A 26,522-nucleotide genomic window follows, 5' to 3' on the forward strand; every position below is an offset into this window, starting at 1 on the left:
ACTGTCGAGCACCAACGAAAAACTAAATCAATATTCAATCACCGTTAACCCCTATTCATCAATGGTTAGCGGTTTTTATTTATTTTCATCAGCTACTTTTTATTACTAAGTAGTTGACGGAACTGCTATTTCGTATTACTATGTACCGGTACTTAGGATTAACAAGTAGTGACCCAATACTTCATTCAATTGAAATTCAGTTGTCTTGGCTACTAAGCAACACTTATTAGGAGAACTCATGAAAAATATTACGGAAATGTTGAAGGGCGTCCTCGAAGGCGTCATTTTAGAAATTATTAGTCGCGGCGAAACTTACGGTTATGAAATCACTAAAACAATTCAGGACTTAGGCTTTGAAGATATCGTCGAAGGCACCGTCTATACAGTATTAATCAGACTAGAAAAAAACGGCTGGGTGAACACCGTCAAACGCAAAAGTGACATCGGCCCCATGCGCAAATTTTATTCCCTTAACGAAACTGGTCGCGAAGAACTCGCTCGTTTTTGGGACAAATGGGGCTTTTTAACTGACAGACTCAAGGAATTAAAGGGGGAAGCATAATGTTTAAAAAAGAATACTGGAATTTAAAAGCACTCCATCAAAAAAAGCAACAATACCAAGCAGAAATGGATCAGGTAAAGCAATTACCAGCAGACTATCAACAAGCATTTCAATAAATTAGTGAATACCTAACGGCTAACTATGGCGGGTTCGATGGCTTCGACTTAATGGATGCCCAAGTAAATCTCATTGACTTATTTAGTGAAGCGGCAGCTCAACAAACCCCCGTCGCAGAATTCATCGGCCCAGACATTGCAGCATTTGCCCATGACTGGGGCGAATCCATGAACGTGACTAACTGGATGGAAAATTACCAACAAAAAAAACAAGCCAAAATCAACCAACGGATTAACAAAAAACTAGGGGGCAAATAACATGAATTTATTTCAATACTTCAACAAGATGAGATCAGATAAACGAGAATGGCGCGCCCAAATGAAACGGGTGCATGCTATGCCTAAAGATTACCAAATCGTCTACAAGGAAGTAGAAAAATACCTCTTCACCTTCGCTGGTGGTTCCGGCCTAGACACTATCGCCGGTCTTTACCAATTAATTGATTTTCTCCAAGATGGAGTAGATAACCACATTTCTGTTCTCGATTATGTCGGAACTGACGTAGGTGAATTTGCCGAAAACTTCCGCCAATCACTGCAAACCAAATCCTGGGCTGAAGACTGGAAAAACGATATGCAAAAACGGGTGCACGCTAAACTAAATAAAGCGAGCCATTCTCATCAAAGAAAATAGCCCGCTATCTTTAGCATTATGGTAAATCATTTCCGGCCGCAAAATAAACATCATACCATTCTTGTTTTGTCAATTCGATGTCTGCACCAGCAGCACTGTCGGCGATGTGCTCCGGAGTCATGGTTCCCAATAACACTTGCATGTTAGCTGGGTGCCGTAAAATCCAGGCCACCGCAATACCATTTTTACTAGTATGGTATTTTTCAGCTAGTTGCGCCAGTAGATCATTGAGTTCTTGGTACTTAGGACTATCAATAAAGGTCCCTTCAAACATTCCGTATTGGAATGGAGACCAGGCTTGAATGGTCAAACCCTTTCGCCGGGCAAATTCTAATAGACCGCCATCATGGTCAATCGACCGCTCATCCTTCATATTAGTGTGCATCCCAAAATCAACCATCCCAGTATGAGCGATACTAAATTGCAATTGATTAATCAGTAGCTTTTGGCTGACTGCTTCTTGAACCAGCATGAATTGTTGTGGATTAAAGTTAGATACCCCAAAGTGCCGGACTTTACCAGCCATTTGCAATTCATCAAATGCCGCCGCAATTTGATCTGGTTCCATCAAAGGATCAGGCCGGTGTAATAGAAAGGAATCCAAATAATCAATTTGCATCCGTTCCAAAATACCATCAACGGCTTCTAAAATGTGTTGCTTAGAAAAATCGTAACGTTGACCAAAAACAAAACTACCGTGACTACGAGCAGGGTCGGTAACAATTCCACCCTTGGATTGGATAAACAATTTATCACGAGCAATTCCGGATTGCTTCAAAGCTTGACCAAAGTTTTCCTCTGACTTGCCCATTCCGTAAATATCAGCAGAATCAACAAAGTTAATTCCAGCATCTACTGCCGTTTGTAGTGATTTGGTAGCGTCATCCACGGATAAAGCTTCCATACGCATAATCCCTAAAGCAACCGCAGAAGCAGTCCAGTTGGTGTTACCCATTTTTACTTGCTTCATAATTTTGGCCTCCTAATGTCTAATCTAATTTTCATTGTAAAAGTCCGACAATGGAAATACAAGAAGGGACATTTTTATACCCAGGATACTTTGAAGTGCCCTTATCCAGTAAATAATTGTCCTAACCGATTTAGTTTATCTTGCTTATCTAACATAGTAGCTTCATCAGGCTCACAGGTCGGATGTTTCAACTGGTATTGATCATTCATATTAACGTAACCCCAAGAACACATCACGTCTAATAGTGGAAATAAACTTTTTCCCAGTTCAGTTACACTGTACTGGACCTGAACTGGTGTAGCGGGAATCACTTCTCGTTTAATAATTTGGTCAGCTTCCAATTCTCGTAACTGCGCCGTGACCGTTTTTTTCGGAGCGGTTTCTAGATACCGCAAGATTTCACTGTAACGTTTAGTCCCTTGCGTCTGCAGCAGGTGTAAAATCAAAGGTTTCCATTTACCACCGATTACGTTTAGGGTTACTTCAATTTCGCTTAAAACTTCTTTAGCCATTGGATATTGTTTTCTCCTTGTTTGCACTCTTGGTAGGCAACGCCTGCAAAAAGACCGTCGCCAAGATTAATACGGCCCCAATTAATTCAATACCACTCATTTTTACTCCTAGTAATAAAATTGCTAGAGTGGTTGCCGTTAGGGGTTCTATTGAACTTAGCATTCCCGTAGTTGCCGGTGCAATGTAGTTCAAACTTTGAAGGTAGAATAAATATGAAAAGATAGTCCCAAAAATAATAATATACCCAATTGCCACTAACTCTGGGCCCGCAAATGAATGGGGAACCTGGGTGGTAACGATTGGTAAAAAGGGAATACTTCCAACTAACATTCCCCAGCCCACTACTAATTTAGCGTCGTATTTTTGCAGTAACGATCGCGGAATTAAGGTGTAACTAGCTTGGCTAACCCCGGATAATAATCCCCAGATTACTGCTAGCGGTGCTAACGAGAGAGAATTTAAATGCCCTTTGGTAACTAATAAAAAGGTTCCCGCTAACGCTACCACTATAGAAACTGCGTCAATTCTACGCGGTAGTTGGTGCTGGCTAATAGCCAGATAAATAATAATATACAGGGGACCCGTAAATTGCAAAATAGTAGCCGTAGCCGCATTACCAGCCTGAATAGCCATAAAATATGATAGTTGGGATGCCAGCATGCCAAAAACGGCAAAAGCAATTAACTGGCGGCGGTCAGTTTTATTACGCCAAATCTGCCAAGCAGCTTTACCATTTTGCAGAGTACTAATTGTCACCAACAGCAATCCGGCAAATAATAGCCGGACCCCCACGATCCATACTGGGGTAATTACAAAGTTGTTAAATAAGTACTGCGCAACCGTTCCAGAAATTCCCCATAAGATAGAACCCCCCACGGCTAGGGAAATTCCCTTAAACTTATTAGACTTCATTAAACCCTCCTAACACGGCTTTTAAAATTGGTATAAAGAGTTAAAAACCGAAATTAAACATCAATTCTCAGTCTAACAAATGTTTGGTATAGATTAAACCTTTAACCTAAAAGAGACCGCCGGAGGCGGTCTCTTTTAGTCTAAGACAAATTTATGGATGGCTTCTGCCACCCCGTTTTCATAATCAGCGGTCGTTACATAATCGGCCACTGCCTTTACTTCGGGAATTCCGTTAGCCACTGATACTGCTAATCCCGCGGTCTTAAGCATTGCTAAGTCATTAGAATTATCACCTAACGCCATAATTTCGTCAGCCTTAATGCCTAACCGACCAGCTAAATCTAGTACAGCCTTACCTTTATCAACGCCACCGTGGTTAACTTCCACGTAAATACCAGAAGAATAGGTGATATTAACTGTACCATGTAAATTTCGTTCAACCGCAGCATACATTTGGTGCCGGACTTCTTCAGCAGGATTCATTGCAATGACTTTCATAATTGGTTGGTCACTGAATTGCTCAAAGTCCGGAGTGGTCATTTCTGTGAAAGTCACTCCGCGCGTTTGCATGTAGTGCCGGTCATCGTCTCTTAATCGATAAATATAAAGATGATCAAGTGTATAAACATGGACACTAGTATTTGGAAACTCCGCAAAAGTCGCAAATACTTCTTGGGCTTCATCATAGGTTAACGAGTTACTAATAATCACCTGGTTACCGGCATTTTCTACCACCACACCCCCATTATACGAAATCACGTATTCATTAGCTTGTTGCTTGAGCCCCAGTTGTTCCAATAAGGGTTGAACCGTCAAAAAATTGCGCCCGGTATTAGGAACGAATTTAACTCCCATTTCAGTAGCCGCCTTAATGGCTGTTACGTTATCTTGAGAGATTGAACCGTCCGCCCGTAGTAGAGTTTCATCCAAATCACTAGTTATTAGTTTATACATGCTGACCCTCCGTTTTTCTTTTCATTATAACTAAAACGCGGACAACAAAAAAGCCAACCAAAATATTTGGCTGGCTTCCTCTTACAAGTGATCAGAACTTGTCTCCGTTAAGGGGCAAGGCTGACACTTTAAGATTAGAATCGTAATTCAAAAAGTATCACCCCCTTTCCATTTGATGCCCCCATAATAAACGCAAACTACCAAAAATGCAACTTGAATGTTTCGAATTATCTGATCCCTTTTTTAGTGTTAAACTACCGGTAAGGAGGGATTTAAAATGAAAACTTTTTACGACTTTACCGAAACCGAAATGAGTGGCAAACCCATCAACTTTAAGGACTATCAAGGCCAAGTAGTGTTAATCATGAATACCGCCAGTAAATGTGGGCTCCCCAGCTAACCGGTTTTGAGGCTATGTATCAACAATATCATGACCAAGGACTAGCTATTTTAGGATTACCTTCCAATCAATTTCACCAAGAGCTTAAGAGCGATGAAGAAACATCTGAATACTGTTCAGTTCATTACGGGGTTACCTTCCCTATGACGCGTAAAATCCGGGTAAACGGGGCAGATGAGGATCCATTGTTCGCATTTCTTAAAGAACAGACCGACTCAGGAAGAATCAAATGGAACTTTACCAAGTTTTTAATTAATCGTAACGGTCAAGTAGTGAAACGTTACGGCAGCAGAGTTAAACCAGAAGATATCTTACCAGACGTAATAGCAGAACTAAATAAATAATTGCTTTGAGGCTGTGACAGAAGTCAGGAAATGACTTCGTAGTCACAACCTTTTTATTTTTAGCTGAGCATTGACATCCCCTAAAGTAATCTCCAAACTAAAAGTAGCGAACTTTTTAATGAAGGAGAACTACTTTTATGACTTGGCTCATACTTATTTTAGCAGCCTTTTTAGGCGCCCTAGTCCAGGGGTTAACTGGCTTTGGCGCCGTTATCATCATGATGATTTTTTTGCCGTCTATTTTGCCAATGACGCAAGCCGCCGGCATTGGTGGGGTCATTATGTTTAGTGGCGTTTTAACGTTAACCATTCGGTATCGGCATGAATTTAAATTAAAACGGGTTCTGCCGCCGTTCATTGTTTACGCCGCGGTGGCGACTTGGTCCGTTCACCTGAGCAGTGTTTTAGACACGCATATTTTGCGGTTAATGCTGGGTGGATTACTGGTGACTTTATGCATTTACTTCACCTTTTCCAAAACCGCTGGCAGTCAAAAATACCCTCTCTGGATTGCGCTGACTTTTATGGTGATCTCCGGCTTCTTTAACGGTTTATTTGGGATTGGTGGCCCACTGATGGCTCTGTACTTCTTGTCGCTTTCAGACTCAATGCCTGATTACTTGGGCAATATCCAGGGCTTTTTCTTAATCGATGCCATCTACATTACCGCCATTCGGGTCTTTAACGGGATTTTAGGCACCGCCGAAATTCCGGCTATCCTTGTGGGAATGGCAGCCGCTACGGTTGGAACTATCTTGGCAACTAGACTATCAGCACGTTGGAACCTGGAAACGATCAAACCGTTTATTTATGGATTTATTGGTTTAAGTGGCGTTTATTATTTATTTTTCTGAACCCTAAAAAGGGGACGTGGCTGTGACATAAGTTATTCTAATTCATAAAAATGGTCTTTAACACCATAAAAGGTGTTAAAGACCATTTTTGATTTACTTGGGTAAATTTATTTATTCTTCAAATCTTCAATTGAATTAATATTGGTCATGTACTTAGGAACTGCTAACCCTACCCGGGCCCCCTTTAAATTAGGACCTAGATCAACAAATTTTCCCTGGTAATCATGATAATACTTAGCCGACGTAGTTGGTAACCATGCAGCTACCTGAGCATCCGCAACGTTAGTAGCAATCGATGCCCACATTGGTTGCATTTCCATTGCTTGAGTAGTGACATTGTAGCCTAAGCTACGAAGGACTTCTGCCACTACATTAGTAGAAGCAATTTCTGAATCCCAAGCTACGTAAGTTAATTTAATGGTTGGCTTACCAGTTACTTTCTGAATTCCCTGAGTCCAAGTGCGGACTTTGCTAGAATTAGCCTTAATCCACTCTTGAGCCGCCTTTTGCGGATCTTTTCCGTTATTGATTTGCATCATTACTTGAGACATTTCTGCTGGCGTCCAGTTAAACCGATCCAACATTTGATAGGCTTGGGGTTGCTCTTTTTGCAATCCTTTACGCACAATGGTGTGGATACTTTCAGTTTTACCGTAAACCTGTTTAGGATCTTTTAAAAATTTGATTGGGTACTTGGTAAACATCCAGTGAGGTTGCCAGCCAGTAATCACAATTGGTTGTTTATGCTTAATGGCTTTGTCTAGGGTACTGGTCATTGCCGCCGTCGAACTAGTTTGCAGTTGCCAATTATTTTGGGTTAGGCCGTATTTACTCAATGCCGTTTGGGTTGAGGCCATAATTCCGGCCCCCGCGTCAATTCCCGTGATGGTGTAATTGATTTGCGGACCCAATTTTTGCTTAGCGTTGTATTTAGGAACTTTGGTGCTACAGCCACTTAACAAAACGATCACCGTTAAAATCACTGGTAATAAAAAGGTTAATTTCTTTTTCACGTTCACCCTCCTATTTATTCTGAGGTTTGTTAAATGCTTGGGTTACCCGATCCAAAATAATTGCTAAGATTACAATTGCAAAACCAGCGGTAAACCCGCTGCCGGCATCGTTACGACCCACCGCAAAGTAAACTTTGGTTCCTAAGCCCATTGCTCCAATCATTGAAGCAATTACGACCATTGAAAGTGACAGCATCATACTTTGATTTACTCCAGCCATAATGGTGGACTTAGCAATTGGTAATTGAACCTGAGTAAGGGTTTGCCAGCTTGTAGAGCCAAACGAATCGGCCGCTTCAATCAAATCACCCGGCACTTGGCGAATACCTAAGTTAGTCATTCGCACTGTAGGCGGCATCGCAAAAATAACCGAAGCCACTACCCCAGGAGCCATCCCAATTCCAAAAAATGCTACGGCAGGAATTAGATAAACAAAGGCCGGCATCGTTTGCATGAAGTCCAAAATCGGATTCACAATGGTTTTCACCTTGTTACTTTTAGCCATCCAAATCCCTAGTGGAATCCCAATTACAATTGCAATCAGACTAGAGGTTAGGACCAGCGTAAGGGTTTGAGTCATGTCCCGCCAATAACCCTGATTAGCGATGTACCAGAAACCTAGCACTTCTAAAATTATTAAACTCCACTTTTGTTTCTTACGGTTAGCATACAAAGTAATTGCCACAATCACTACCACAAATAACCATTCTGGTAGCAAGTCAAATACCCACTGAAACGAGTTGATAATTGCGTTTAAAAAGTTGGTAATCCCTTGAAAGAATCCTTCAAATTGGGTTAGCCAGTTAACAAATTCGTTCACCCACTGGGCCAGTGGTAACTTAGGTAAATTAAACATGTTCTACACCTCCATTACCGTTTAATGCGTCTAAGATGGCACCCCGAATAATAATTCCCCGCAACCGTTGCTTGTCATCTAAGACCGCAATAGGAACCGGAGAATGTGAAGCCTCGTCCATCATTTCTTTTAATGGCGTATCTAGTTCTACCGTGGGAACGTCGTGCTTCAAAATTCCACTTAAAGAACGATTATTCTCCTTAATCAATTGAATAACATCCGCCGAATCGATCAAGCCCACCATTTGATGCTTATTATCAATCACATAGAGACTGGAAATTTCGTTTTCTCTCATTCGGCGTAAAGCCAATCGGGGACCATCCTTTTCGATATTGACCGTTACTGGCCTAATCATAACCTTACTTGCGGTTAGCACCTTACTACGATCGACGTCTTCAATAAACCGTTCCACATAGTCATTGGCTGGATGGGTCAAGATGTCTTCAGGCGAGCCGATTTGGACAATTTCACCATCGCGCATAATCATAATATGATCTCCAATTCTCAAAGCCTCGTTAAGGTCATGGGAAATAAAGATAATGGTTTTTTGCATATTTTCTTGTAAATCTAACAGTTCGTTCTGCATTTCTTTGCGGTTAAGGGGGTCCAAAGCAGAAAAGGCTTCATCCATCAATAAAATTTCCGGATCGTTAGCTAATGCTCTAGCCAGCCCAACCCGCTGCTGCATTCCCCCAGAAAGTTGAGTGGGATATTGATCGTTGTAGCCGGTTAAGCCCACCATTTCGAGAGCTTCACTAGCCTTTTGTTGCCTAGTAGCTTTATCTACTCCTTGTATTTCCAAACCATATTCGGCATTTTCTAAGACCGTTCGGTTCGGTAACAGCGCAAAATTTTGAAACACCATACTCATTTTATGGCGGCGCATTTCTCTTAATTCATCTTTATTCATGTCCATTACGTCCTTGCCATCTAAAATGACTTGGCCGCTAGTAGGATCAATTAGCCGATTGAGCATTCTAATCGTAGTAGATTTACCACTACCAGAAAGGCCCATAATCACAAATATTTCTCCGTCTTCCACCGTAAAATTGGCTCGATCGACTCCGATCGTAGCTCCAGTTTCCTTCAAAATATCTGCTTTGCTAGCTCCATCCGTGAGGAGTTTCTTGGCCTTATTGACCCGTTTTCCAAAAATTTTAGTTAAGTTCTTAACCTCTACTTTAGTAGTCAATCAACAACCTCCTTAAGTTATAACTTTGGCCCTTATGGCCAATATACAAAAAAGAACTCATCCAATTAGATAAGTTCTCTTTTTTTTAAACGTATATACTACCCTAACATAAATAAAATAGTCTGTAAAATTGGCCTATTTATTTATAAAAGTAAACTTTTTCACAACCAATCCCCCAAAATTTAAATCATTTTTTCCTTAAAGCCTAAGTAATAATTGGTAACCTCAACGTTTCTCTTCAATTTACATTTGCAATTAATCCTTTTATAGTTAGTTCACAAAAACAAGTTATTGACCTTGACATCACGGCAACCCTTATATTCTTAATTAGGAGGTGCAAACATGCAGTATACCATTAAACAATTAGCCGATTTGGTGGGGATCAGTACGCGGACGTTGCGCTATTACGATCAAATTAATTTACTTAAACCAGCTACTATTAGCGAGGCCGGTTACCGATTTTACGGCCCCAAGCAGGTGCAGCGGTTACGCCAAATCATGACCTATCGCACTTTAGATTTTTCTTTAGCGGATATCGCGACAATTTTAACGAAAAAGCCAGATCAGTTGACTGCCGATCTCAATCAACAGTTACTTCACTTACAACACCAAGCTCAACAACTGCAGTTAACTATCGAAGCCGTCCAACAACAAATTTTAATTAATCAAGGAGTAAGTCAAATGACAGATCAAGAACAATTTGAAATTTTTAAGCAACAGCAACTAGCCGCAAACGAAAAGCAATTTGGCGCCGAAGTTCGTAATAAATATTCTGAAGCAGAAATCACCGCAACCAACCACAAGTACGCTCAATTAAGTGTTGAGCAATTTACCGTCATGCAACAGACAGAACAGCAATTAATTGAATTATTGAAAACCACCTTGGCAAATTCGGAAACCATTATCGCAAACCAAGCTACTATTTACCAACTACACAAACAATGGTTGACCTATACCTGGCCTAACTACTCTACTGCTGCTCATCGCGGTCTAGCCGATATGTACCTAGCCGATGAACGCTTCACCAGCTACTACGATGAACGCGCTGGCAAGGGAGCTACCCAAATTTTACGGGATAGTATCTATGCCGCAACCCAATAATCATTCGTGGTAAACTATTAGCACAACTATGGCAAAAGAGGCTCAGATTAATCATGAAAATCATCATTTCTCCCGCTAAAAAAATGCAAGTAGATACGGATAGTTTTCTAGCAGAAACCGTCCCGGACTATTTATCAGAAACGCAGCAGATTCTAGCTCGGATGCGCCAACTAACATTTGAAGAACTGCACACCCTCTGGCATTGCAGCGAAAAATTAGCCCAAACTAATTATGACCAGTTACAACATCTAGATTTGAATGCAGCGGCAACACCAGCTATTATTGCGTTTACCGGCATTCAGTATCAGTACATGGCTCCCGATTTATTTACTGTGAATGCTTTGGCTTACGTAAAACAAAATCTTAGGATTCTTTCTGGCTTTTACGGTATCCTTCGGCCCTTTGATGGCATTGTTCCCTATCGCCTAGAGATGCAGGCCGGCCTACCAGTTGGTACTGCTCAAAATTTGTACCAGTTTTGGGGAACCAAACTAGCAACCACTTTGCAAACCAATCGCGAACTCATTATTAATCTGGCTTCTCAGGAATACGCTAAAACCATTCGGCCGTATTTACCAGCCACCCAACCATTTATCGATATCGTTTTTGGCCAATTAGTTGCTGGGAAGGTCAAAACCAAAGCCACTTTAGCCAAGATGGCCCGCGGAGAAATGGTGCGATATTTGGCTGAAAACAACATCCAAACTTTAACTGAAGTGCAACAATTCGATCACCTCAATTATCAATTCCAGCCACAACTATCGACCTCCACTAAGCTAGTTTTTCTGCAGAAATAGGCTCCGATCTTAATAACCATGACTTATTTCAACTTAATCATTCTCCCCTGCATCTCAATTATTTCTTCTTGAATCAACTTAGTAAACTGGCGGCTTAACGTTTCCGGCGTCACACTCAGCCAATTAGCTAAATCCCGCTTACTAAGGGGTAATTTAAAATAACGACTACCAATTTGTTCACTGGTGTCTTCTAGGTACTTTTTCAACCGATCATGGGCAGTTAGGGTGCCATAGCGGGCGCTACGATTTTCTAAGTCCGTCAACCGGTTGCCAAAATTATTAATCAAACTAACGGCTAACGTCGGGGTCGTCCGCACCAACTGCTGAAAATCATTTTTTCGAATGGAGCAAATTAAGGAATCCTCAACGGTTTCAGCAAAATTGTGGTGAATAGAATCCGTAAACAGTGCTGCTTCACTATCTACCGCGTGTTCTTCCAAAAAATACAGAATCTGTTCCTGCCCGTTTTCATCCAGTCGGTATATTTTTACCCGGCCCCGATCAACTACTAATAGCCGATCAACATCAGATCCAGCTTCATAAATGGTGGTACCAGCAGCATACCGCTGCTGATGAGTTGAAATAGCTGTTAATTTTTCTAACGTGGCGTTATCCAACCCCACAAAAATAGGGGCGGTTTGCACACAGTGAAAAGGTGAATGGTTTACCATAATAATTCTCCTCAAAATTGACATTTATCAATTTAATTTACCTGAAATGATTATACACTAAAGTAAATTTTGAGGAGGTAAGTTAATAATGACTAAATATAAAGCAGAAATCGTTCCGTTAAATGCAGCCAAAATCGGTTCTAGTGCCCATGGTACCGCCACTTTTGAGGTTACCGCTGACCAATTAACCATTCAAATTGAAATGTTTGATACTCCCGCCAACACCGAACATTGGGAACATTTCCACGGCTTTCCTGATGGCCGGCCGGCAGCAATTGCTACTGAAGCCAACGACGTTAACCACGATGGTTTTGTCGATTTAATGGAAACCGAAACCACTTCGGGAACTACCATGGTGCCGTTTGATGACGCCCCGGAAAACATGGATATTCCTCATGACCGTTACCCAGTTGCTGATGATCAAGGTTACTTTGCTTACACCAAACAGGTGCCCCTAAAAACCTTAACCACCAACTTTGAACAAGCCTTTGGCAGTGCTGACCTACAACTAGATAAGCGCGTTGTTTACATTCACGGCGTACCAGCCAATTTAAATTTACCGGATACGGTTGCTGGTATGGTGGGCCACTTTGATGCCCATGTCACCCTTCCCATCGCCGTTGGTAAGATTGAAAAAGTGAGTGACTAATTCGTTATGAAAATAATCACCGTCATAGAATTAATTATTTACGCTATTGGCCTCGTCAGCATGTTACAAATGCACATGGAGATTGCCATGTACTTAATGTTTGCCGGGATGATTTTGAATTGTCTCACGCATTTAATCATTCCCAATAAAAAATCAGGAGCTTAATTAGCTCCTGATTTTTTGGTTAAGATTAAATTCCCCGTTGCTACCGCCACACAAACCGCTAATCCTAATGGTAATAGTGCAGAATAGTTTAGATGACAGATTTCAAACAACATGAACATCGCCATTAGTGGTGCCTGCTGAGAAGTTGCTAACAAGGCGCTGGCGCCCAGAATAGCAGCCTGCCAGATGGAAATTCCCGGGATAAACAAACTAAGAATAAACCCAATTGTAGCTCCAATACTAGCTCCAATCGAGATGGAGGGCGTTAAGGTTCCACCAGTTGCCCCAGCTTTTAAGGTGAAGATCGACACAAAGGCTTTCGCAGCTGCTCCCAACAAGATTAATTTAATAAGTGAGCTGGTCTGACTTTGAATCGCTAGTTGCGCTAACGCCCGGCCATTACCCATAATTTGGGGGAAGCCCATTGCGATGATTCCGGTAACCAAACTAATTAGCGGTAGTTGCCACAAAATCTGGTTACCTTTGGCTTTACGCTTACCAGCCCACTTGAACCCCTTCCGAAAGAAGGCCCCCGCAATTCCGCACACTGGAGCAATGACAGCTACCAACCAAATAGATTGCGGCGCAAAGTTGAGCCGGCCCACTAAGTAATATGGTTTGAAATCGTGCAGCCAAGAGCCAATCAACATCGCAATTAACGACATGGTTAAACTAACTACGACGATCCGTTTATTAGCCCGTTTCATCAAAATTTCAACACTGAAAAGCATCCCAGTAATTGGCGCAATGTACACGCCTGCGAAACCGGCCCCGGCTGCTGCTGCAATTAAAAGTTGCCGATCGGACTCGTTTAACTGGACCCTACGGATTTTATGTAATAATCTCACCCAATTTTGCGCGATCAACGCCCCCAATTGACGAGGAGCAACTTCTCGACCAACCGGCCCACCGGCACCTACGTAAAAAATCTGGGTGACGATATTGATCAACGTGGAGCTAATCGGAAACTGTTGTCCCTTAATTCCGTTTTCAATGCTAACAACAGGTTTTAATTTTTTACTGATAAACCACCACAACAACGCAGCAATGACTCCCGCAATCACTAACGATAATAGTCGGTGAACGGGGGCAACATTGGTGGCGGCTGGATGCGCCGCCGTTTCATCCAAATTCAAGAAAAGCCATTCAATGGTTTCTTGAAATAGTCCTAAAATGATGGTTCCTATTCCCACTAAAAGGCCGAGTACCACCGTGGAAACTACCAGCGCTAAGTTATCTCGCTGATTTTGCATAACTAACAATCCCCTTTTAAATATCGCTTATCTCTGTAATTTGAGCTGTCAAATTACTATAACATAATTAGTACCTTGACTCAGTCTCTTTTGTTGACTTTGTTTTTCTCCCGTGATAAAGTATCATTACGCTAAATAGTAATAGTTACTATTTAGTTAATAAACTTTAATTCTAAGGAGTACTACTATGGAAAAAACTGATTTAGCAACTGCTTACCGTAAACTCAAAAGTCCTAACATCAAAACCCGCAACCGCGCCAAAAAAATTATTCAAGAAGCCAAACGCAATCAAAAGTAACTCGTTACTTTAGGAGGTAACATCATCGCAGTCCCCGCAAGAAGAACATCCAAAACCAAAAAGAACAATCGCCGTGCCAATCAAAAATTAAAGCAACCTAACTTGTCCCGTGATCCTCAAACTGGCGAATACCATTTGAGTCATCACGTCTCAGCAGATGGTTACTATAATGGCAAAAAGGTGATTAACTAAAAAGATGTAAACTACCAGTGTTGAACTGATAATTTACATCTTTTTTTGTTGAATTAATCTTCTTCAATCTCCACCGTCCCATTCACCGGTTCACCGTCGTGGGCTTTGCCAGTTAGGACATGGTCCGTGTGGGCCAGGATGGAATTCATTGTGGTGATGACATGCGGATCAGTCAGTTGATAATAAATTGACTTTCCCACTCTTTGTTGACTAATCAACTGGTAGTCGCGCAATTCCTTTAATTGGTGGGACAGCGAAGATTGTTCAATCTGTAAAATCTCTTGGATTTCACTCACATTAAACTGCTTTTGTTCCAGTAAATATAGAATTTGAATCCGCGTTTTATTTCCCAGTAGACGGGCAATCTTAACTGCCTCATCTAGCTTGGCTGGGTGAATTAATTTAATCGATTCCACTGCTAACCTCCGTTAAATAAGTGCCAAAATATGAGTAATCGTACCTGCATCCCACAAAACATACAATCCTAACGCAATATAAATTATCGCGGTGGTAGTTTCACCAAATTTATCAAAAAATTGATGAACTGCCGGGACTAATGTTAGACGGTACGCCGAAAAAATAATCACCGTTAAAATTACGATGAACAGCCCTAAAATAGCTGGTAAATAAGCAAATGGCGTGTTAGCAAAGAACGGGATATACATTGCCAAATTATCTGCGCCACACGTAGTTCCCGTGATCAGCACCACGTTAGAAATAATTTTTGTTGAACTAGCCTTAGCCAAGGTCTCTTTTGCTTCACCTTCTTCATCGCAATCGGTAAAAAAGGTCCGAATTCCCATGTAAATCGGAATTAACCCTAGTAATCCTAGTAGCCATTCTGCTGGAATTAATTTTAAAACATAGGCCACAATAATCGCAACTGCTAGCAATAACCCATTACCCAAATATGCTCCAATTACTACTGGACGAGCTAACTTGCCCCGATACATACCAAACATCAGCAATAAGATCACAAAATAATCCGAAGTGGTTCCAATGTACGATAAGAGGGCGGTTCCTAAAGCTTCTAACATGAAATTCTCCTTATATGAAATAATAATCATATGATATTTATTTCATATTAACATATATTAGCGCTTAAACCAACCTACTTTTACTCAATAAAAAAGCTCACTCATTTCGAGTAAGCTTCAGTAATTTAGCCTTCATCAACTTCCACAATCTGGCCACACGCAATTGGCAACATGGCATGAGGATTAGATCCTTGTACAGTATCTGGCAGTTCAACATCTTCTGCCACCCCATAAATGTAAATAATTCGCTTTGCCAAGTCTAACTTAGCACCGTCATATGCTTCCTTAAAGTTACGGACTAATTCATCAATTCCCACTTCTTTGTAGTAATCATAATTACCCTTTTCATTTGCTACTGGATAACTATCAGCAACAAAATCTAGTCGTTGTGGAGCTTCATCTAGTGGAATTAGTGGTTGACCAGAAATATGTTCAATTTCTACATAGTCTATAATACCATCTTGATTAGCATCCTGAGTCATAGATGCTGGTTCTGCCATGCGATCGTTTACTAATCCATGAATATCTTGGCGGTGCATAATTTTAGCCGGTACCCCCGTTATTTCTAGTGAAATTTTCAACCGCTGTTCATTTAGTTCAAAGCTAGCTTTTCCTTGTGGTGTAAATCCAGTTTTATTTTCGTTCAATGATGTAATAATTGCTTCATATTTTGACATATCATATTCCCCTTTATGTATGCATTTTACGGCAAATCATTATGATTAAGCTCATCTGCTTGAATCCATTATACCCCATGTCCCATCATTTATGACTGTTTATTACTTACTATATTTTAATAAAAAGACGACCTCCTAAGAAGTCGTCTTAAACTTATTTCCAATTTGCTTTAGTTAATTTGGTAAAGTGTTCCACGATATATTCGTTTAATACGGGATTAAACATTCGTTGAACCATGTGATCATACTGAAAGCCTTGTTTTTCTTGGGCTCGCTTAGATTGCTGATTGCCGTCCTTATAACCACACCAAATTGTATTGAGGTTACAGTCTTCAAAGCCATAAGTTACTACTGCTTGAATTGCTTCAGGCATTAAGCCCTGTCCCCAAAATGGTTCTCCGAGCCAATAGCTAATCTCTGCTTCTCCCATTCGCATAAAATCTTTGCCGTTGCCCTCTGCTACTAACTCTAAGCCTACCAAACCAATCACATTTTTCGGATTATTTTTTAAAGTAATCGCGAAAATGTGGGGACTCATAAAGTATTCGGCAATGTAATGGCGAGACTCAGCTACACTTTGATGGGGTGGCCAACCAGCAATGGGACCAATCTTCGGATTCTTAGCATACCGGTAAGCGCTAGGGGCATCCGCTAACGTAAAATTACGTAAAATCATTCTATTAGTTTGAATTTCTGTCATTTTCTTACTCCTATCTATAAATTAACACTAATTTTCTAGAAGTAACGGGCAGGTGTTAAGACCAACCAACTAAAAAAGATGACGCCGATTCCCGACGTCATCCCTTAATAAAGGTGAAATTGAGTTCACCCTTGAACAAAAAAGTCGGATTTTAAGTAACTGCCGCAGGCCACACTAAAAAGTATGTACCTTACGCTACATTCTAGACGAATCTAAAACTGTTACTTAAAATCACGGCCCCCTTTAATTCGAACTTTTTGATGCCTTATTTTTACACGAAATTACATAATCGTCAACTTAAAAGAAATTATTAACAAGGCAAATAATTGCGCTTTGCATTCTAGCGACTATGATGGATACAACTTGGAGGTGGAAAAAATGACTAAGAATACTGAAATTGCCGAACAACCTATTTTTGGTTCCATTTTAACCATGGTGGCCGGCAGTATTGATGCGTACACTTTTATATTACACGGGGAAGTATTTGCTGGCCTGCAAACTGGTAACTTAATCTTATTAGGTCTTAATCTAGGCCGAGGACAATTCGCTGTGAGTTTGCGGTATGCTTTGTCTCTACTGGCATTTTTCGTGGGAACCATTTTCATTCGGATATTACAGCGAAGTCACTGGTTTTCCGGGGCTGACAAACGTCGACGGCAAATGATTTTGCTCTATGAATTTAGCCTCTTAGTATTGATCGCCGTATTTGGTGAGTACCTACCTAATCTGCTAGCAACCTCCATTCTTTCTATGGCCGCTGCTGCTGAACTTCAAGAATTTCGCAAATTAGCCGGTGGACCATTCACTCCACTAATGATGACCGGTAACCTAAGAACCCTAGCCGAAAGTAGTTTTGACGCCGTTGCGTACCACGAAACTGCAGCTAAAAACAAATTAAAAACTACCGCGCTAATTATGGTGACATTTGCTTTAGGTGCATCAATTATGGCTCTCTTGATTCCTATTACTGGTACTTGGACCATCTTATTTCCAGCATTTTTACTGTTAGTTGCTTGGTTACTGATTACTACTAAAGATTAGAAAAATCCCTAACTCAGATGTTAGGGATTTTTACTCTAATTAATAACATATTTAGGTGCTTGCTGATTAGCTACTGCAATAATATTTTCAGCGACGATGTTGCCCATTGCATCCCGGGCCTCAACCGTTGCATTCCCAATATGCGGCGTTAAAATCACATTCTTCATTTCAGTCAGCACCGGAGTTACTTGAGGTTCGTGTTCGTAAACATCTAAGGCTGCTCCGCCAATTTCTCCGGCTTGCAAAGCCTTCACCAATGCCGCTTCGTCTACAATTGGACCGCGACCTACGTTAATTAAAGCCACCGTTTTTTTCATTTGTTCAAAAGCTGCTGCATTAAATTGGTGGAAGTTTTCATCAGTTAGTGGTGCATTGATACTAATAAAATCACTAGTCTTTAGTAATTCAGCCATTGAAACGTACTTGGCACCCAAACTGCGTTCTTCTGGATCTGATAATTGGTGATGTTGCCAATATTGAACATTCATCGATAAGGCCCGTGCTTTTTGGGCAACGGCTTGCCCAATGTTACCCATCCCCACAATTCCTAAAGTCTTACCAGCAATTTCGTGCCCCAAGAAAAAGAGGGGGGACCAACCAGGAAAACCGGTAGTTCTCATCATCATGTCACCTTCTACAATTCGATGACTCAAATCCAAAATAAGTCCTAAAGTTACCTCAGCCACGGAGTTAGTAGACACCACCGGAGTATTAGTAACCGCAATATTTTTGGACCGGGCATATTTAAAATCTATATTATTAAAACCCGCCCCAAAGTTAGCAATTAATTTTAGTTTAGGAGCACCATCAATAATTTCCTTATCGACCTGCGTGGAAAGCGGTGTGATCAAAAAATCCACGTCCTGAACCGCAGCTAACAATTCAGCATGCGTAATCAATGTATCTTGAGAGTACATTGTGACCTCAATATTTGCAGCCTCAATTTTTTCCACGGTAATCGCTGGTAATTGAGCAGAGATAAATACTTTCATCATGGTAAAACCTCCTAAATTATTGGCTAGTTGTTTATTCAAAGTATAGATCTGATTTTAGCGAGGAACAATCCTTGAAACCTAATTTTGCCTAACCCTTTTGTACACATTAAAAGGAGCGCAATTTTTAATTGCCCTCCTCATTTCACTTTATAAATTAATCGCCTTACCACCAGTCACCCCATAAATCTGGGCGGTTACGTAGCTAGCGTCATTAGAAGCTAAGAAGACGTAAACCGGGGCTAATTCTGCTGGTTGCCCAGCTCGTTCTAGCAACATATTTTGGCCAAACGTTGGTAATGATTCTTGCGGCTGGCCATGATCTAATTGTAAGGCTGTCCAGATTGGTCCCGGTGCTACTCCGTTCACCCGGATACCCCGCTTAGCTAGCTGTTTAGCCAAGCCGACAGTAAAGTTAGCAATGGCCGCCTTACTTGCTGCGTAATCCAATAGGTGATCAGATGGGCCAAAGGCCTGAATGGAAGTGGTCATAATAATGCTACTACCAGCCGGCAAGGTCGGTAGCGCTGCCTTAACAATCGCAAACATCGCTACAATATTAACTTTGAATGTATCCTTGACTTGTTGAATATCTAATTCTTCAATATTATTTTGAGAAATTTGTTCCGCGGCGTTTAACACTAAGGTATCCAAACCGCCTAATTCTGAAATGGCTTTGGTAACCATTTCCTTAGGTGCATCATCATTTCTAAAATCATATGGCAACAAGACCGCTTTGCGTCCTGCATCTTCAATATACTTGGCGACTTCGTTAGCATCCGATTCTTCCCCAGGATAATATTGGATCGCTACGTCCGCACCTTCTCTAGCGAAAGCAATTGCTGCCGCCCTGCCAATCCCAGAATCACCACCGGTAATTAATACCCGCCGATTTTCTAGTTTTCGATTGCCTACATAACTATGCTCCCCGCAGTCTGGTTGGGGATCCATTTTGTTTTGCAGTGCTGGTTTGTCTTGATCTTGGCGTTTAAATTCTTCGGTATAAAATAGCTTTCTAGGATCTCTCAAATTTGGTTCCGTCATTTTAAAGCCCCACTTTCTATTTTGGAATTACCCTAAAGATAACCAATCCAAGCGGTTTTTTAAAATTTGACGCCTAGTTCAAAATAAAAAATAGGGTTCAAATGACGTCGTCAAAGATAATTAATTGCCTTATTGAGTAAAATTAAAAACAACGTCCAACTATAAAACGCTCGCCCCTTTACCAGAACGAGCGTTTTTCTTATTTCTTCAAGTGTTTTAACATTTGCTTCATTTCGTTTTTACTACCGAACATGCGCTTGATTTTTTCGTTTTCCAACTCCCGAGAATTCAGGTTACTATAGGCCATTTCTCGTTGTAACTTTTGGTAACTTTCGAACCGTTCGGCAGATAGTTCACCAGCCGTAATGGCTTGTTGGACGGCGCATCCCGGTTCAGTTTGATGTTGGCAGTCCTTGAATTTACATTGGGTTGCCAATTGTTCAATATCTTCAAAGGTTTTCGCTAAATCACCAGTCTGAATCCGCAACTCTCGCATTCCGGGGGTATCAATTACGATTCCACCAGTTGGTAATTTTAATAGTTGCCGGAACGTAGTGGTGTGGCGCCCTTTATCGTCATCTCCCCGGATTTCTTTGGTGACAAACACATCTTGGCCCATTAACCCGTTAATTAACGTGGACTTGCCGACCCCCGAGGAACCCACGAACGCCACCGTTTGGCTGTTGTTCGTGTACTTACGCAACTGTTCATAGCCCTCACTTTGCTTAGCAGAACAAGTCACCACCTCAACTCCGATTGCCACTTCACTAAGTTCCGCTAACTTTTGCGGTAAGTCTTCACAGAGATCCGCCTTGGTGAGAACAATTACCGGCAGCGCGCCACTTTCCCACGCAATCGTTAGGTAGCGCTCCACCCGGCGCACGTTAAAGTCCGCGTTGAGTGACATACAAATAAAAACGGTGCCTAAATTAGCCGCAATAATTTGACCAGCACCATCACTACCGGCAGCGCCCCGCATCAACGCACTAGTTCTCGGCAAAATCCGATGAATGATGGCCTGCCCATTTTCAGCAGTAGGAGTAATCATGACCCAATCACCCACCGCCGGAAAATCAGTTGTCATTACCGTAGTATGTTGGAATTTACCGCTAACTTGCGCCTGCAAGATTCCAGTCTCCGCTATCACTTGATACAGGTCGCGGTGTTGTTCAGTCACTCGAGCAAGTTGTTCATTCGGAAATTCAGCAGCAGTTTGGTTAATGTGATTAGTAAGTCCGTATTCAATTAAATTCAATGTTTTAATCCTTTCGTTTAGCGGGTACCGCAGAAAAACGGGACAAAAAAAGCCCAGCTCACCACTGCGCTTAATGCAGCGTGTCTCTGTCAGTCATTCACCAAGTTCTCTGGGTACCTCAAATAAAGCAGCTTATTTGCTGCTAGTTTCCCATCTGATTACTTAGTCAATGACCGCCATACACGTGCCTCCGAAAGTTTAATTGCGTTTAGTTTAGCATGTTAAGTAATTAGGCGTCAATTATGACTTTTCTTTTGTAGCAATCTATGGTAAGTTTTTCATCGTTTAATTACTATCAGTTAAGGAGCGATCGCTATTTATCAACTAATGCAATTAAGTCCAGGGGCCTTGCGTACCAAAATTAAAATGAGTCCTCAAGGACAAAAACAGAGTTATCTTAAAGCTTTATTTTTACGAGATTTGGCCTTATTAGGTTTTGCTATTTTCTATATTTCATTGTTCACCGGTTTATTTGGTAGCACCAATAGTAGCGTGGCCGTCGGTAGTTTTTGTATGTTATTGAGTATTCGGTTCATTAACTACGGTTATCAGCTGTCTGACAGTATCGTTTCTTTAGGGGCCGTTTTGGCGGTCATTTTAATGGGCAGCATTTGGTGGCAACACCTACCTCTACCGTTTTTCTTTCTCGCTCATTTCCTCAGTATTTTATTTATCTTAATCACCACGGCCTCACAACCAGAATTTGGCAACGGTGGCATTTATACTTTTAGCTATATTTTTATCACTGGTAATCCGGTTGCCGGAGCACAAATTACCCGGCGTGCGGTTTCATTAATCGCTGTCTGGTTATTATTAAGTATTATTTTGTGGCGCAATCACCACCAAAAGAACCAACCCTACCGTTGGCATCATATGTTTACCAACTTTAACTGGCATTCTCAAACCACTCATTGGCAGTTAAGATTAGCGCTGGGCATTAGTACTGCCTTACTCCTAGCCCAATTACTATACTTGAATCGAGCAGTTTGGTTAGGCTACGCTTGTATGTCAGTCCTGCTCCCCCAACAAACTAACTACGTGAATCGAATGGGATTAAGATTATCCGGAGTCGTTGTGGGTTCCATTTTATTTATCAGTTGTATGGCCATAGTGCCCGCTTCTTTCACCTTTTTACTGGCTCCCATCGCCGGTTTTGGATTGGGCTTAACGGATAATTATTTTTACCACAGCGTTCTCAACTGCTTCGGCGCTTTAAGCATTGCCGTCACCCTCTTTGGCATTTTGCCGGCTGGCGAACTCCGTATTTGGGATAACCTGTTAGGAATTTTGGTGGCTGGAATTTTCGTTTTACTATTTAAATTACTTAGCCACAGTTCACCACACCTATCTTAAAAATAGGCCTGATAACCCAAGTAAACTGCTAACAATAATGCAAAAATGCCCACAGCCGTTTTAATATAGCGGGAGGGAACGTAGCGCACAATTATGGGACCTAAATACCCCCCCACAAATAAACCAACTAATAACGGCACAATAACTTGCCAATCAATGGTTAGGCGCCAGGCAAAGATACTGGCAGCCACCACGTTGTTACAAAAAGTCGCAAAATTACGCATCGCATTATAAATGGCGTACTCCTCATTAATGATTTTGGAGAGCACCGCAATCATTAATAATCCAGCCGCCGCCCCAAAATAACCACTATAAATTCCTACTAAGAAAACACCTAACCAGCCTAACACGTTAAACCAATGGTTCTTGGTGATTTCTCGCTTGCTTTTAGGGACTAAAATCAAAACCCCAGCTAACAAAATAAAAATAGGAACTACCTTTTGGAAACCCGCATTAGAGCTATGAACTAAAATAATAGCCCCTAAAACGCCACCGAGTGTATTTAACAAAGCCACTTGAAATGCTTGGCGCCAATGATTCCGTAGCTCTTTCAACGACGATAAAACCGTTCCTACCCCGCCACCAACCTGGGCAATGGTAATGGTTGCGTTAGCCGTAATCGGGGGTACGCCTACCGCCAGTAAAACTGGGTACAAGGTTAGCGACGCCATTCCCACAATTCCAGTCAGAATTCCTGCTATTATGCTCATCAGTATTAAAAACAGTAAAGTTAGCATCTTTTTCCTCCACTAAATTAATGACTTTTAACGTTACCTTTATAGCTCTATTATAATCTTTTACCCATCACTCATGAACTTTGGACTCTATCCTGATAGAGGAAAATAATTGCTTTTTGGCTTGAAATGAATTATGATTCAATTATTAACTTACAAAAAGTAAGTAAAACGACTGGAGGGTAATTATCATGGTAGACGTAAATAAATTAGAATTTGGGATTGAAACTTTTGGCGACATCGTTGCTAACGAGGATGGGAGTTTAAAAACCGCGGCAGAATCCATTCGGCAAATCGTTCGCGAAGGGGAACTGGCTGATAAATTAGGAATTAACGTTATCGGAGTTGGTGAACACCACCGCCCAGACTACAGTGTTTCTAGTCCCGAAACTGTTTTAGCTGCTATTTCCTCGGTTACCAATCAAATTAAATTGGCCACTGCCGTTACCGTTTTGAGCTCTGACGATCCGGTACGGGTTTACGAACGGTTTGCCACGTTGGATGGTCTCTCACAAGGACGCGCTCAAGTAATGTTAGGCCGGGGATCATTTACCGAATCATTTCCGCTCTTTGGCTATGACTTAACCGATTACGATGACCTCTTTAACGAAAAATTAGAACTATTTGATTTGCTTCGCAAAGAAGACGCAGTTACCTGGTCTGGTAAATTTCGTCCCGAATTAAATGACCAAGAAGTGTATCCCAAGACCGAAAAAGAACTAGAAACTTACATCGGTATTGGTGGTTCTCCAGAATCAATCATCCGAGCAGCTAAATTTGGCTATAAAGTCATCATTGCCATCATCGGGGGCCAAGCTGACCGTTTCAAACCATACATTGACCTCTACCATAAAGCTGCTGAACAACTAAACATGCCAGTTTATCCGGTGGCGGTTCACTCCCATGGCTTTATTGCCGATGATGAAAACGAAGCTGTCGAAGTAGCCTTCAAAAACATCAAAGCTAACTTTGACCGCATTGGGCTTACCCGGGGCTGGGCCCCTATGAGTCGCGAACAGTTTGATAACGAAACTAAAGTCGGTTCATTTTACGTTGGTGATCCAGAAACGGTCGCCCAAAGAATTGCCCGCACCATTGATCTTCTTGACCTAGGCCGCTTTGACTTAGTTTACGGGGCTGGAAATCAAACTGCGGCGCAACGAGAACGGATGATTGAACTTTACGCTACCAAAGTCATTCCGCGGGTGAAAGAAATTCTTTCAGAAAAGGAGGCGGCTAAGTAATGGCCTTCAAACGAATTGGGATTATCGGCGCTGGTAAAGTGGGTATTGTGCTAGCCGGCTTAGCCCTCAAAGCGGGTTACGAAGTTAGAATTTCCGGTTCCGGCTCTGTAAAAAAAATTGCTTTAACCATTGATACTTTGGTTCCAGGGGCCATCGCCACCGAAAACGCCGATTTAGTCGCTAACAGTGACCTAATTATTTTAGCGATTCCGCTCAGTCGCTATCATAATATTGCACCAGAACTACTAAAGGATAAGTTAGTTATCGACGCGATGAATTACTGGTGGGAAACCGATGGCATTCGTGAAGAAGTTTTAGCGCCGGATTCTACTTCCAGCGAACAGGTCCAAGAGTACTTCAAGGATAGTACCATCGTGAAAACCTTTAATCACATGGGCTATCACAACCTGCAAGAAGAAGCTAAGCCTCAAGGCGCGCCTAACCGTAAAGCATTATTAGTTACTGGTGATAATCCGGCGGCAGTTGACCAAGTAGCCAAATTTGTCGACTCCATGGGCTTTGATCCGGTTGTTCACTATCAATTAGCCGATGGCATCATGACCGAACCTGGCAGTCCTTTATTTGGTGCTAGTCTAACCGCTGCCGACTTAACTAACGTCATTGAAAACTTTGATCAGACAGAGTTTGGAAAGCAAATTAAAGCAGCCAAGAATAATTGAAAATAAAAAAACCGTGAACTCATAGAGTTCGCGGTTTTTGTTTAAATTATTTTTTTACCGTTAATCCCTTTAAACCAGGCAATGTCAACATAGTTACCAAGCTAAGTAAGTATAATGCTGATAAAGAACCCATGACTACCGTTAGTGAGTAATGATCCATCAAAATGCCAATGACGACGGAAGAAAAGCCACCAACAGCCCGGCCGACATTTACAATAACGTTATTAGCTGTCGAACGAATTTCAGTCGGATACAAACGTGAAATTACAGCCCCGTAACCGCCAAACATTCCGTTAGAAAAGAAACCGACAACCGCACCGATTATAAGCAACGAAACTAAACTGTGTGCTAAGGTAATGGTGTAAACCATTAAGGCTGACGCGATTAAGAAGATCCCAAATGCCCGCCGCGGACCAAAATAGTCCAAGACGGTCCCAAACGTCATCATTCCCAGACTCATCCCAATAATCGTCGCAATCATCCACAGTGAAGAGCTAGAAACATTTAATCCCAGTTGTTTCTGCACAATAATGGGTAACCAATTCATTAAGCCAAAGTAACCGGCAATTTGAACGGTAGTCATCACCATCAGTGCCCCACTTTGATAGGCCACTTTAGGAGAACTGAACATGTATTTAAACACCGCTTTAATCGTGGATTCATGGTGCTCTTGTTGGGATTGAATGAACTCATCGGTTTCACTCAAATGGCGCCGCACAAAGTAAGTTAAGACTACCGGTACAATCCCCACTAAGAATAAGGCGTGCCACCCAAACCGGGGAATGATAAGAGCTGCCAAGACAGCAGCTAAAATTGCGCCAACTTGCCCACCAATCGCTGCAATTGAGGTCATCTTGCCAATCTGGTTTTTATGAAATGATTCCGCAATCATGGCAATCCCAACTCCGTATTCACCACCGGCCCCAATTCCGGCCAAAAAACGTAGTATGTAAATCTCGTTAATATTATTAGCAAACGCCATCATGGCAGTCGCAAAGGCAAAGATGAAGATGGTATACGTAAAAGTCTTCACTCGTCCGAAGCGATCCCCAATTAAGCCAAATAAAATGCCACCAAACAACATCCCGAGATTAGTAATAGAGCCAATTAATCCCGCCGCTCCCCCACTTAAATGCAATTGCGAAATCATGGAACTCATGGTAAACGATAAAAAAAGCACATCCATATTTTCTAGAGCAAATCCTGAACTGGTCGAAGCAATCGTCCATTTCTGTTTGGTCGTCAAATTATGGGTGTGCGCAATAGTTGCGGTATTTTTCATGTGTTATTCCTCCAAATGAATGCTCGCTGACATTCGT

The 26,522-nt window shown here is 41.6% G+C and carries 31 protein-coding genes and 1 pseudogene; 14 read left to right on the forward strand and 18 right to left on the reverse strand.

Features of this window, described 5'->3' with window-relative positions; translation table 11 throughout:
* Positions 1–238: 238 nt before the first annotated feature.
* The 3 genes from OXT66_RS00605 (at position 239) to OXT66_RS00615 (ending at position 1,312) form a co-directional block, all read left to right on the forward strand.
* Positions 239–562: a PadR family transcriptional regulator gene (locus OXT66_RS00605; protein ID WP_268595144.1), complete on the forward strand. Its 324-nt coding sequence runs from the start codon at positions 239–241 to the stop codon at positions 560–562.
* Positions 563–678: 116 nt separating this feature from the next.
* A complete protein-coding gene (locus OXT66_RS00610) occupies positions 679–936 on the forward strand; it encodes a DUF1048 domain-containing protein (protein ID WP_268595428.1) in 258 nt (85 codons plus the stop codon).
* 1 nt (position 937) lies between these two features.
* Positions 938–1,312 carry a DUF1048 domain-containing protein gene (locus OXT66_RS00615; RefSeq protein WP_268595145.1) on the forward strand — a complete coding sequence of 125 codons (375 nt, stop codon included), beginning with the start codon at positions 938–940 and terminating at the stop codon, positions 1,310–1,312.
* 16 nt (positions 1,313–1,328) lie between these two features.
* On the opposite strand, the gene OXT66_RS00620 is transcribed toward OXT66_RS00615, so the two are convergent.
* The 4 genes from OXT66_RS00620 to OXT66_RS00635 all read right to left on the reverse strand — a co-directional run bounded on the left by OXT66_RS00620 (position 1,329) and on the right by OXT66_RS00635 (position 4,661).
* Complete coding sequence (locus OXT66_RS00620; protein ID WP_268595146.1) at positions 1,329–2,282, reverse strand: aldo/keto reductase; 954 nt, start codon at positions 2,280–2,282, stop codon at positions 1,329–1,331.
* A gap of 101 nt (positions 2,283–2,383) precedes the next feature.
* Positions 2,384–2,794, reverse strand: coding sequence for a winged helix-turn-helix transcriptional regulator (locus OXT66_RS00625; protein WP_268595147.1), 411 nt, complete (start codon positions 2,792–2,794; stop codon positions 2,384–2,386).
* Complete coding sequence (locus OXT66_RS00630) at positions 2,787–3,707, reverse strand: EamA family transporter (protein ID WP_268595148.1); 921 nt, start codon at positions 3,705–3,707, stop codon at positions 2,787–2,789. The genes OXT66_RS00625 and OXT66_RS00630 overlap by 8 nt, the downstream gene beginning before the upstream one ends.
* A gap of 135 nt (positions 3,708–3,842) precedes the next feature.
* On the reverse strand, positions 3,843–4,661 hold the full coding sequence (locus tag OXT66_RS00635; RefSeq protein WP_268595149.1) for a Cof-type HAD-IIB family hydrolase: 819 nt from the start codon (positions 4,659–4,661) through the stop codon (positions 3,843–3,845).
* 277 nt (positions 4,662–4,938) lie between these two features.
* Between OXT66_RS00635 and OXT66_RS00640 the strand changes: the two are divergent.
* Together OXT66_RS00640 and OXT66_RS00645 are read left to right on the forward strand one after the other, a co-directional pair.
* Positions 4,939–5,405: pseudogene (locus tag OXT66_RS00640) on the forward strand (glutathione peroxidase).
* 137 nt (positions 5,406–5,542) lie between these two features.
* Positions 5,543–6,259 (forward strand): sulfite exporter TauE/SafE family protein, encoded by a 717-nt coding sequence (locus OXT66_RS00645; protein WP_268595150.1) that lies wholly within the window; start codon positions 5,543–5,545, stop codon positions 6,257–6,259.
* A gap of 107 nt (positions 6,260–6,366) precedes the next feature.
* Here the strand turns inward: OXT66_RS00645 and OXT66_RS00650 are convergent, their stop codons facing one another.
* The 3 genes from OXT66_RS00650 to OXT66_RS00660 are packed head-to-tail and all read right to left on the reverse strand — an operon-like array spanning position 6,367 to position 9,320.
* Positions 6,367–7,278, reverse strand: a complete 912-nt coding sequence (locus tag OXT66_RS00650; RefSeq protein WP_268595151.1) for a glycine betaine ABC transporter substrate-binding protein — start codon at positions 7,276–7,278, stop codon at positions 6,367–6,369.
* Between the two features lie 4 nt (positions 7,279–7,282).
* Complete coding sequence (locus OXT66_RS00655; RefSeq protein WP_268595152.1) at positions 7,283–8,128, reverse strand: ABC transporter permease; 846 nt, start codon at positions 8,126–8,128, stop codon at positions 7,283–7,285.
* Positions 8,121–9,320 carry a quaternary amine ABC transporter ATP-binding protein gene (locus tag OXT66_RS00660; protein ID WP_268595153.1) on the reverse strand — a complete coding sequence of 400 codons (1,200 nt, stop codon included), beginning with the start codon at positions 9,318–9,320 and terminating at the stop codon, positions 8,121–8,123. Before OXT66_RS00660 ends, OXT66_RS00655 begins: the two co-directional genes overlap by 8 nt.
* Positions 9,321–9,662: 342 nt before the next feature.
* Here OXT66_RS00660 and OXT66_RS00665 point away from each other — a divergent pair, with 342 nt between their 5' ends.
* Entirely contained in the window at positions 9,663–10,421 is a 759-nt protein-coding gene (locus tag OXT66_RS00665) for a MerR family transcriptional regulator (protein WP_268595154.1), read from the forward strand.
* Positions 10,422–10,474: 53 nt separating this feature from the next.
* Complete coding sequence (gene yaaA, locus OXT66_RS00670) at positions 10,475–11,218, forward strand: peroxide stress protein YaaA (protein WP_268595155.1); 744 nt, start codon at positions 10,475–10,477, stop codon at positions 11,216–11,218.
* Positions 11,219–11,241: 23 nt separating this feature from the next.
* Here the strand turns inward: yaaA and OXT66_RS00675 are convergent, their stop codons facing one another.
* The gene (locus tag OXT66_RS00675) at positions 11,242–11,889 is read right to left on the reverse strand and encodes a Crp/Fnr family transcriptional regulator (protein ID WP_268595156.1); all 648 of its coding nucleotides are present in this window, start codon (positions 11,887–11,889) and stop codon (positions 11,242–11,244) included.
* 85 nt (positions 11,890–11,974) lie between these two features.
* Between OXT66_RS00675 and OXT66_RS00680 the strand changes: the two genes are divergently transcribed.
* The gene (locus tag OXT66_RS00680) at positions 11,975–12,538 is read left to right on the forward strand and encodes a hypothetical protein (RefSeq protein ID WP_268595429.1); all 564 of its coding nucleotides are present in this window, start codon (positions 11,975–11,977) and stop codon (positions 12,536–12,538) included.
* A gap of 161 nt (positions 12,539–12,699) precedes the next feature.
* Here OXT66_RS00680 and OXT66_RS00685 read toward each other — a convergent pair whose 3' ends face one another.
* Positions 12,700–13,956: a chloride channel protein gene (locus OXT66_RS00685; protein ID WP_268595157.1), complete on the reverse strand. Its 1,257-nt coding sequence runs from the start codon at positions 13,954–13,956 to the stop codon at positions 12,700–12,702.
* Between the two features lie 187 nt (positions 13,957–14,143).
* Here OXT66_RS00685 and OXT66_RS00690 point away from each other — a divergent pair, with 187 nt between their 5' ends.
* Both OXT66_RS00690 and rpmF read left to right on the forward strand, forming a co-directional pair.
* Positions 14,144–14,254 (forward strand): putative metal homeostasis protein, encoded by a 111-nt coding sequence (locus OXT66_RS00690; protein WP_268595158.1) that lies wholly within the window; start codon positions 14,144–14,146, stop codon positions 14,252–14,254.
* 24 nt (positions 14,255–14,278) lie between these two features.
* Positions 14,279–14,446, forward strand: a complete 168-nt coding sequence (rpmF, locus tag OXT66_RS00695; RefSeq protein WP_268595430.1) for a 50S ribosomal protein L32 — start codon at positions 14,279–14,281, stop codon at positions 14,444–14,446.
* A 53-nt stretch (positions 14,447–14,499) separates the two neighbouring features.
* Here rpmF and OXT66_RS00700 read toward each other — a convergent pair whose 3' ends face one another.
* From OXT66_RS00700 to OXT66_RS00715, 4 genes are all read right to left on the reverse strand, one after another.
* Positions 14,500–14,862, reverse strand: a complete 363-nt coding sequence (locus OXT66_RS00700; protein WP_268595159.1) for an ArsR/SmtB family transcription factor — start codon at positions 14,860–14,862, stop codon at positions 14,500–14,502.
* A gap of 12 nt (positions 14,863–14,874) precedes the next feature.
* The gene (locus OXT66_RS00705) at positions 14,875–15,483 is read right to left on the reverse strand and encodes a cadmium resistance transporter (RefSeq protein ID WP_268595160.1); all 609 of its coding nucleotides are present in this window, start codon (positions 15,481–15,483) and stop codon (positions 14,875–14,877) included.
* A gap of 125 nt (positions 15,484–15,608) precedes the next feature.
* Positions 15,609–16,160 (reverse strand): hypothetical protein, encoded by a 552-nt coding sequence (locus OXT66_RS00710; RefSeq protein WP_268595161.1) that lies wholly within the window; start codon positions 16,158–16,160, stop codon positions 15,609–15,611.
* A 154-nt stretch (positions 16,161–16,314) separates the two neighbouring features.
* Entirely contained in the window at positions 16,315–16,860 is a 546-nt protein-coding gene (locus OXT66_RS00715; protein ID WP_268595162.1) for a GNAT family N-acetyltransferase, read from the reverse strand.
* A 378-nt stretch (positions 16,861–17,238) separates the two neighbouring features.
* On the opposite strand from OXT66_RS00715, the gene OXT66_RS00720 reads away from it, so the two are divergent.
* Positions 17,239–17,901 (forward strand): YoaK family protein, encoded by a 663-nt coding sequence (locus OXT66_RS00720; RefSeq protein ID WP_268595163.1) that lies wholly within the window; start codon positions 17,239–17,241, stop codon positions 17,899–17,901.
* A gap of 35 nt (positions 17,902–17,936) precedes the next feature.
* On the opposite strand, the gene OXT66_RS00725 is transcribed toward OXT66_RS00720, so the two are convergent.
* The 3 genes from OXT66_RS00725 to rsgA all read right to left on the reverse strand — a co-directional run bounded on the left by OXT66_RS00725 (position 17,937) and on the right by rsgA (position 21,201).
* Positions 17,937–18,896 (reverse strand): 2-hydroxyacid dehydrogenase family protein, encoded by a 960-nt coding sequence (locus OXT66_RS00725; protein WP_268595164.1) that lies wholly within the window; start codon positions 18,894–18,896, stop codon positions 17,937–17,939.
* A 147-nt stretch (positions 18,897–19,043) separates the two neighbouring features.
* The gene (locus OXT66_RS00730) at positions 19,044–19,937 is read right to left on the reverse strand and encodes an SDR family oxidoreductase (RefSeq protein WP_268595165.1); all 894 of its coding nucleotides are present in this window, start codon (positions 19,935–19,937) and stop codon (positions 19,044–19,046) included.
* Positions 19,938–20,136: 199 nt separating this feature from the next.
* Positions 20,137–21,201: a ribosome small subunit-dependent GTPase A gene (rsgA, locus tag OXT66_RS00735; protein ID WP_327058987.1), complete on the reverse strand. Its 1,065-nt coding sequence runs from the start codon at positions 21,199–21,201 to the stop codon at positions 20,137–20,139.
* A gap of 339 nt (positions 21,202–21,540) precedes the next feature.
* Here rsgA and OXT66_RS00740 point away from each other — a divergent pair, with 339 nt between their 5' ends.
* The gene (locus OXT66_RS00740; protein WP_268595167.1) at positions 21,541–22,545 is read left to right on the forward strand and encodes an FUSC family protein; all 1,005 of its coding nucleotides are present in this window, start codon (positions 21,541–21,543) and stop codon (positions 22,543–22,545) included.
* Here the strand turns inward: OXT66_RS00740 and OXT66_RS00745 are convergent.
* Positions 22,542–23,282, reverse strand: a complete 741-nt coding sequence (locus tag OXT66_RS00745) for a sulfite exporter TauE/SafE family protein (RefSeq protein WP_268595168.1) — start codon at positions 23,280–23,282, stop codon at positions 22,542–22,544. The two genes, OXT66_RS00740 and OXT66_RS00745, sit on opposite strands and share 4 nt — an antisense overlap.
* 188 nt (positions 23,283–23,470) lie before the next feature.
* On the opposite strand from OXT66_RS00745, the gene OXT66_RS00750 reads away from it, so the two are divergent.
* Both OXT66_RS00750 and OXT66_RS00755 read left to right on the forward strand, forming a co-directional pair.
* Positions 23,471–24,523 carry an LLM class flavin-dependent oxidoreductase gene (locus OXT66_RS00750; RefSeq protein WP_268595169.1) on the forward strand — a complete coding sequence of 351 codons (1,053 nt, stop codon included), beginning with the start codon at positions 23,471–23,473 and terminating at the stop codon, positions 24,521–24,523.
* Entirely contained in the window at positions 24,523–25,203 is a 681-nt protein-coding gene (locus tag OXT66_RS00755; RefSeq protein WP_268595170.1) for an NADPH-dependent F420 reductase, read from the forward strand. Before OXT66_RS00750 ends, OXT66_RS00755 begins: the two co-directional genes overlap by 1 nt.
* Positions 25,204–25,249: 46 nt before the next feature.
* Here OXT66_RS00755 and OXT66_RS00760 read toward each other — a convergent pair whose 3' ends face one another.
* Positions 25,250–26,485, reverse strand: coding sequence for an MFS transporter (locus OXT66_RS00760; protein WP_268595171.1), 1,236 nt, complete (start codon positions 26,483–26,485; stop codon positions 25,250–25,252).
* Positions 26,486–26,522: the final 37 nt, after the last annotated feature.

The sequence above is a fragment of the Lentilactobacillus senioris genome, assembly GCF_026798195.1.
Classification (GTDB): Bacteria; Bacillota; Bacilli; order Lactobacillales; family Lactobacillaceae; genus Lentilactobacillus; species Lentilactobacillus senioris_A.

What these genes read in the sequence shown, in the direction of transcription:
- OXT66_RS00605 (WP_268595144.1), top strand. Translation starts at nt 239, where the DNA reads ATGAAAAATATTACGGAAATGTTGAAGGGCGTCCTCGAAGGCGTCATT.
- OXT66_RS00615 (WP_268595145.1), top strand. Translation starts at nt 938, where the DNA reads ATGAATTTATTTCAATACTTCAACAAGATGAGATCAGATAAACGAGAA.
- OXT66_RS00620 (WP_268595146.1), bottom strand. Translation starts at nt 2,282, where the DNA reads ATGAAGCAAGTAAAAATGGGTAACACCAACTGGACTGCTTCTGCGGTT.
- OXT66_RS00625 (WP_268595147.1), bottom strand. Translation starts at nt 2,794, where the DNA reads ATGGCTAAAGAAGTTTTAAGCGAAATTGAAGTAACCCTAAACGTAATC.
- OXT66_RS00630 (WP_268595148.1), bottom strand. Translation starts at nt 3,707, where the DNA reads ATGAAGTCTAATAAGTTTAAGGGAATTTCCCTAGCCGTGGGGGGTTCT.
- OXT66_RS00635 (WP_268595149.1), bottom strand. Translation starts at nt 4,661, where the DNA reads ATGTATAAACTAATAACTAGTGATTTGGATGAAACTCTACTACGGGCG.
- OXT66_RS00645 (WP_268595150.1), top strand. Translation starts at nt 5,543, where the DNA reads ATGACTTGGCTCATACTTATTTTAGCAGCCTTTTTAGGCGCCCTAGTC.
- OXT66_RS00655 (WP_268595152.1), bottom strand. Translation starts at nt 8,128, where the DNA reads ATGTTTAATTTACCTAAGTTACCACTGGCCCAGTGGGTGAACGAATTT.
- OXT66_RS00665 (WP_268595154.1), top strand. Translation starts at nt 9,663, where the DNA reads ATGCAGTATACCATTAAACAATTAGCCGATTTGGTGGGGATCAGTACG.
- yaaA (WP_268595155.1), top strand. Translation starts at nt 10,475, where the DNA reads ATGAAAATCATCATTTCTCCCGCTAAAAAAATGCAAGTAGATACGGAT.
- OXT66_RS00675 (WP_268595156.1), bottom strand. Translation starts at nt 11,889, where the DNA reads ATGGTAAACCATTCACCTTTTCACTGTGTGCAAACCGCCCCTATTTTT.
- OXT66_RS00685 (WP_268595157.1), bottom strand. Translation starts at nt 13,956, where the DNA reads ATGCAAAATCAGCGAGATAACTTAGCGCTGGTAGTTTCCACGGTGGTA.
- OXT66_RS00690 (WP_268595158.1), top strand. Translation starts at nt 14,144, where the DNA reads ATGGAAAAAACTGATTTAGCAACTGCTTACCGTAAACTCAAAAGTCCT.
- OXT66_RS00705 (WP_268595160.1), bottom strand. Translation starts at nt 15,483, where the DNA reads ATGTTAGAAGCTTTAGGAACCGCCCTCTTATCGTACATTGGAACCACT.
- OXT66_RS00710 (WP_268595161.1), bottom strand. Translation starts at nt 16,160, where the DNA reads ATGTCAAAATATGAAGCAATTATTACATCATTGAACGAAAATAAAACT.
- OXT66_RS00715 (WP_268595162.1), bottom strand. Translation starts at nt 16,860, where the DNA reads ATGACAGAAATTCAAACTAATAGAATGATTTTACGTAATTTTACGTTA.
- OXT66_RS00720 (WP_268595163.1), top strand. Translation starts at nt 17,239, where the DNA reads ATGACTAAGAATACTGAAATTGCCGAACAACCTATTTTTGGTTCCATT.
- OXT66_RS00725 (WP_268595164.1), bottom strand. Translation starts at nt 18,896, where the DNA reads ATGATGAAAGTATTTATCTCTGCTCAATTACCAGCGATTACCGTGGAA.
- OXT66_RS00730 (WP_268595165.1), bottom strand. Translation starts at nt 19,937, where the DNA reads ATGACGGAACCAAATTTGAGAGATCCTAGAAAGCTATTTTATACCGAA.
- OXT66_RS00745 (WP_268595168.1), bottom strand. Translation starts at nt 23,282, where the DNA reads ATGCTAACTTTACTGTTTTTAATACTGATGAGCATAATAGCAGGAATT.
- OXT66_RS00750 (WP_268595169.1), top strand. Translation starts at nt 23,471, where the DNA reads ATGGTAGACGTAAATAAATTAGAATTTGGGATTGAAACTTTTGGCGAC.
- OXT66_RS00755 (WP_268595170.1), top strand. Translation starts at nt 24,523, where the DNA reads ATGGCCTTCAAACGAATTGGGATTATCGGCGCTGGTAAAGTGGGTATT.
- OXT66_RS00760 (WP_268595171.1), bottom strand. Translation starts at nt 26,485, where the DNA reads ATGAAAAATACCGCAACTATTGCGCACACCCATAATTTGACGACCAAA.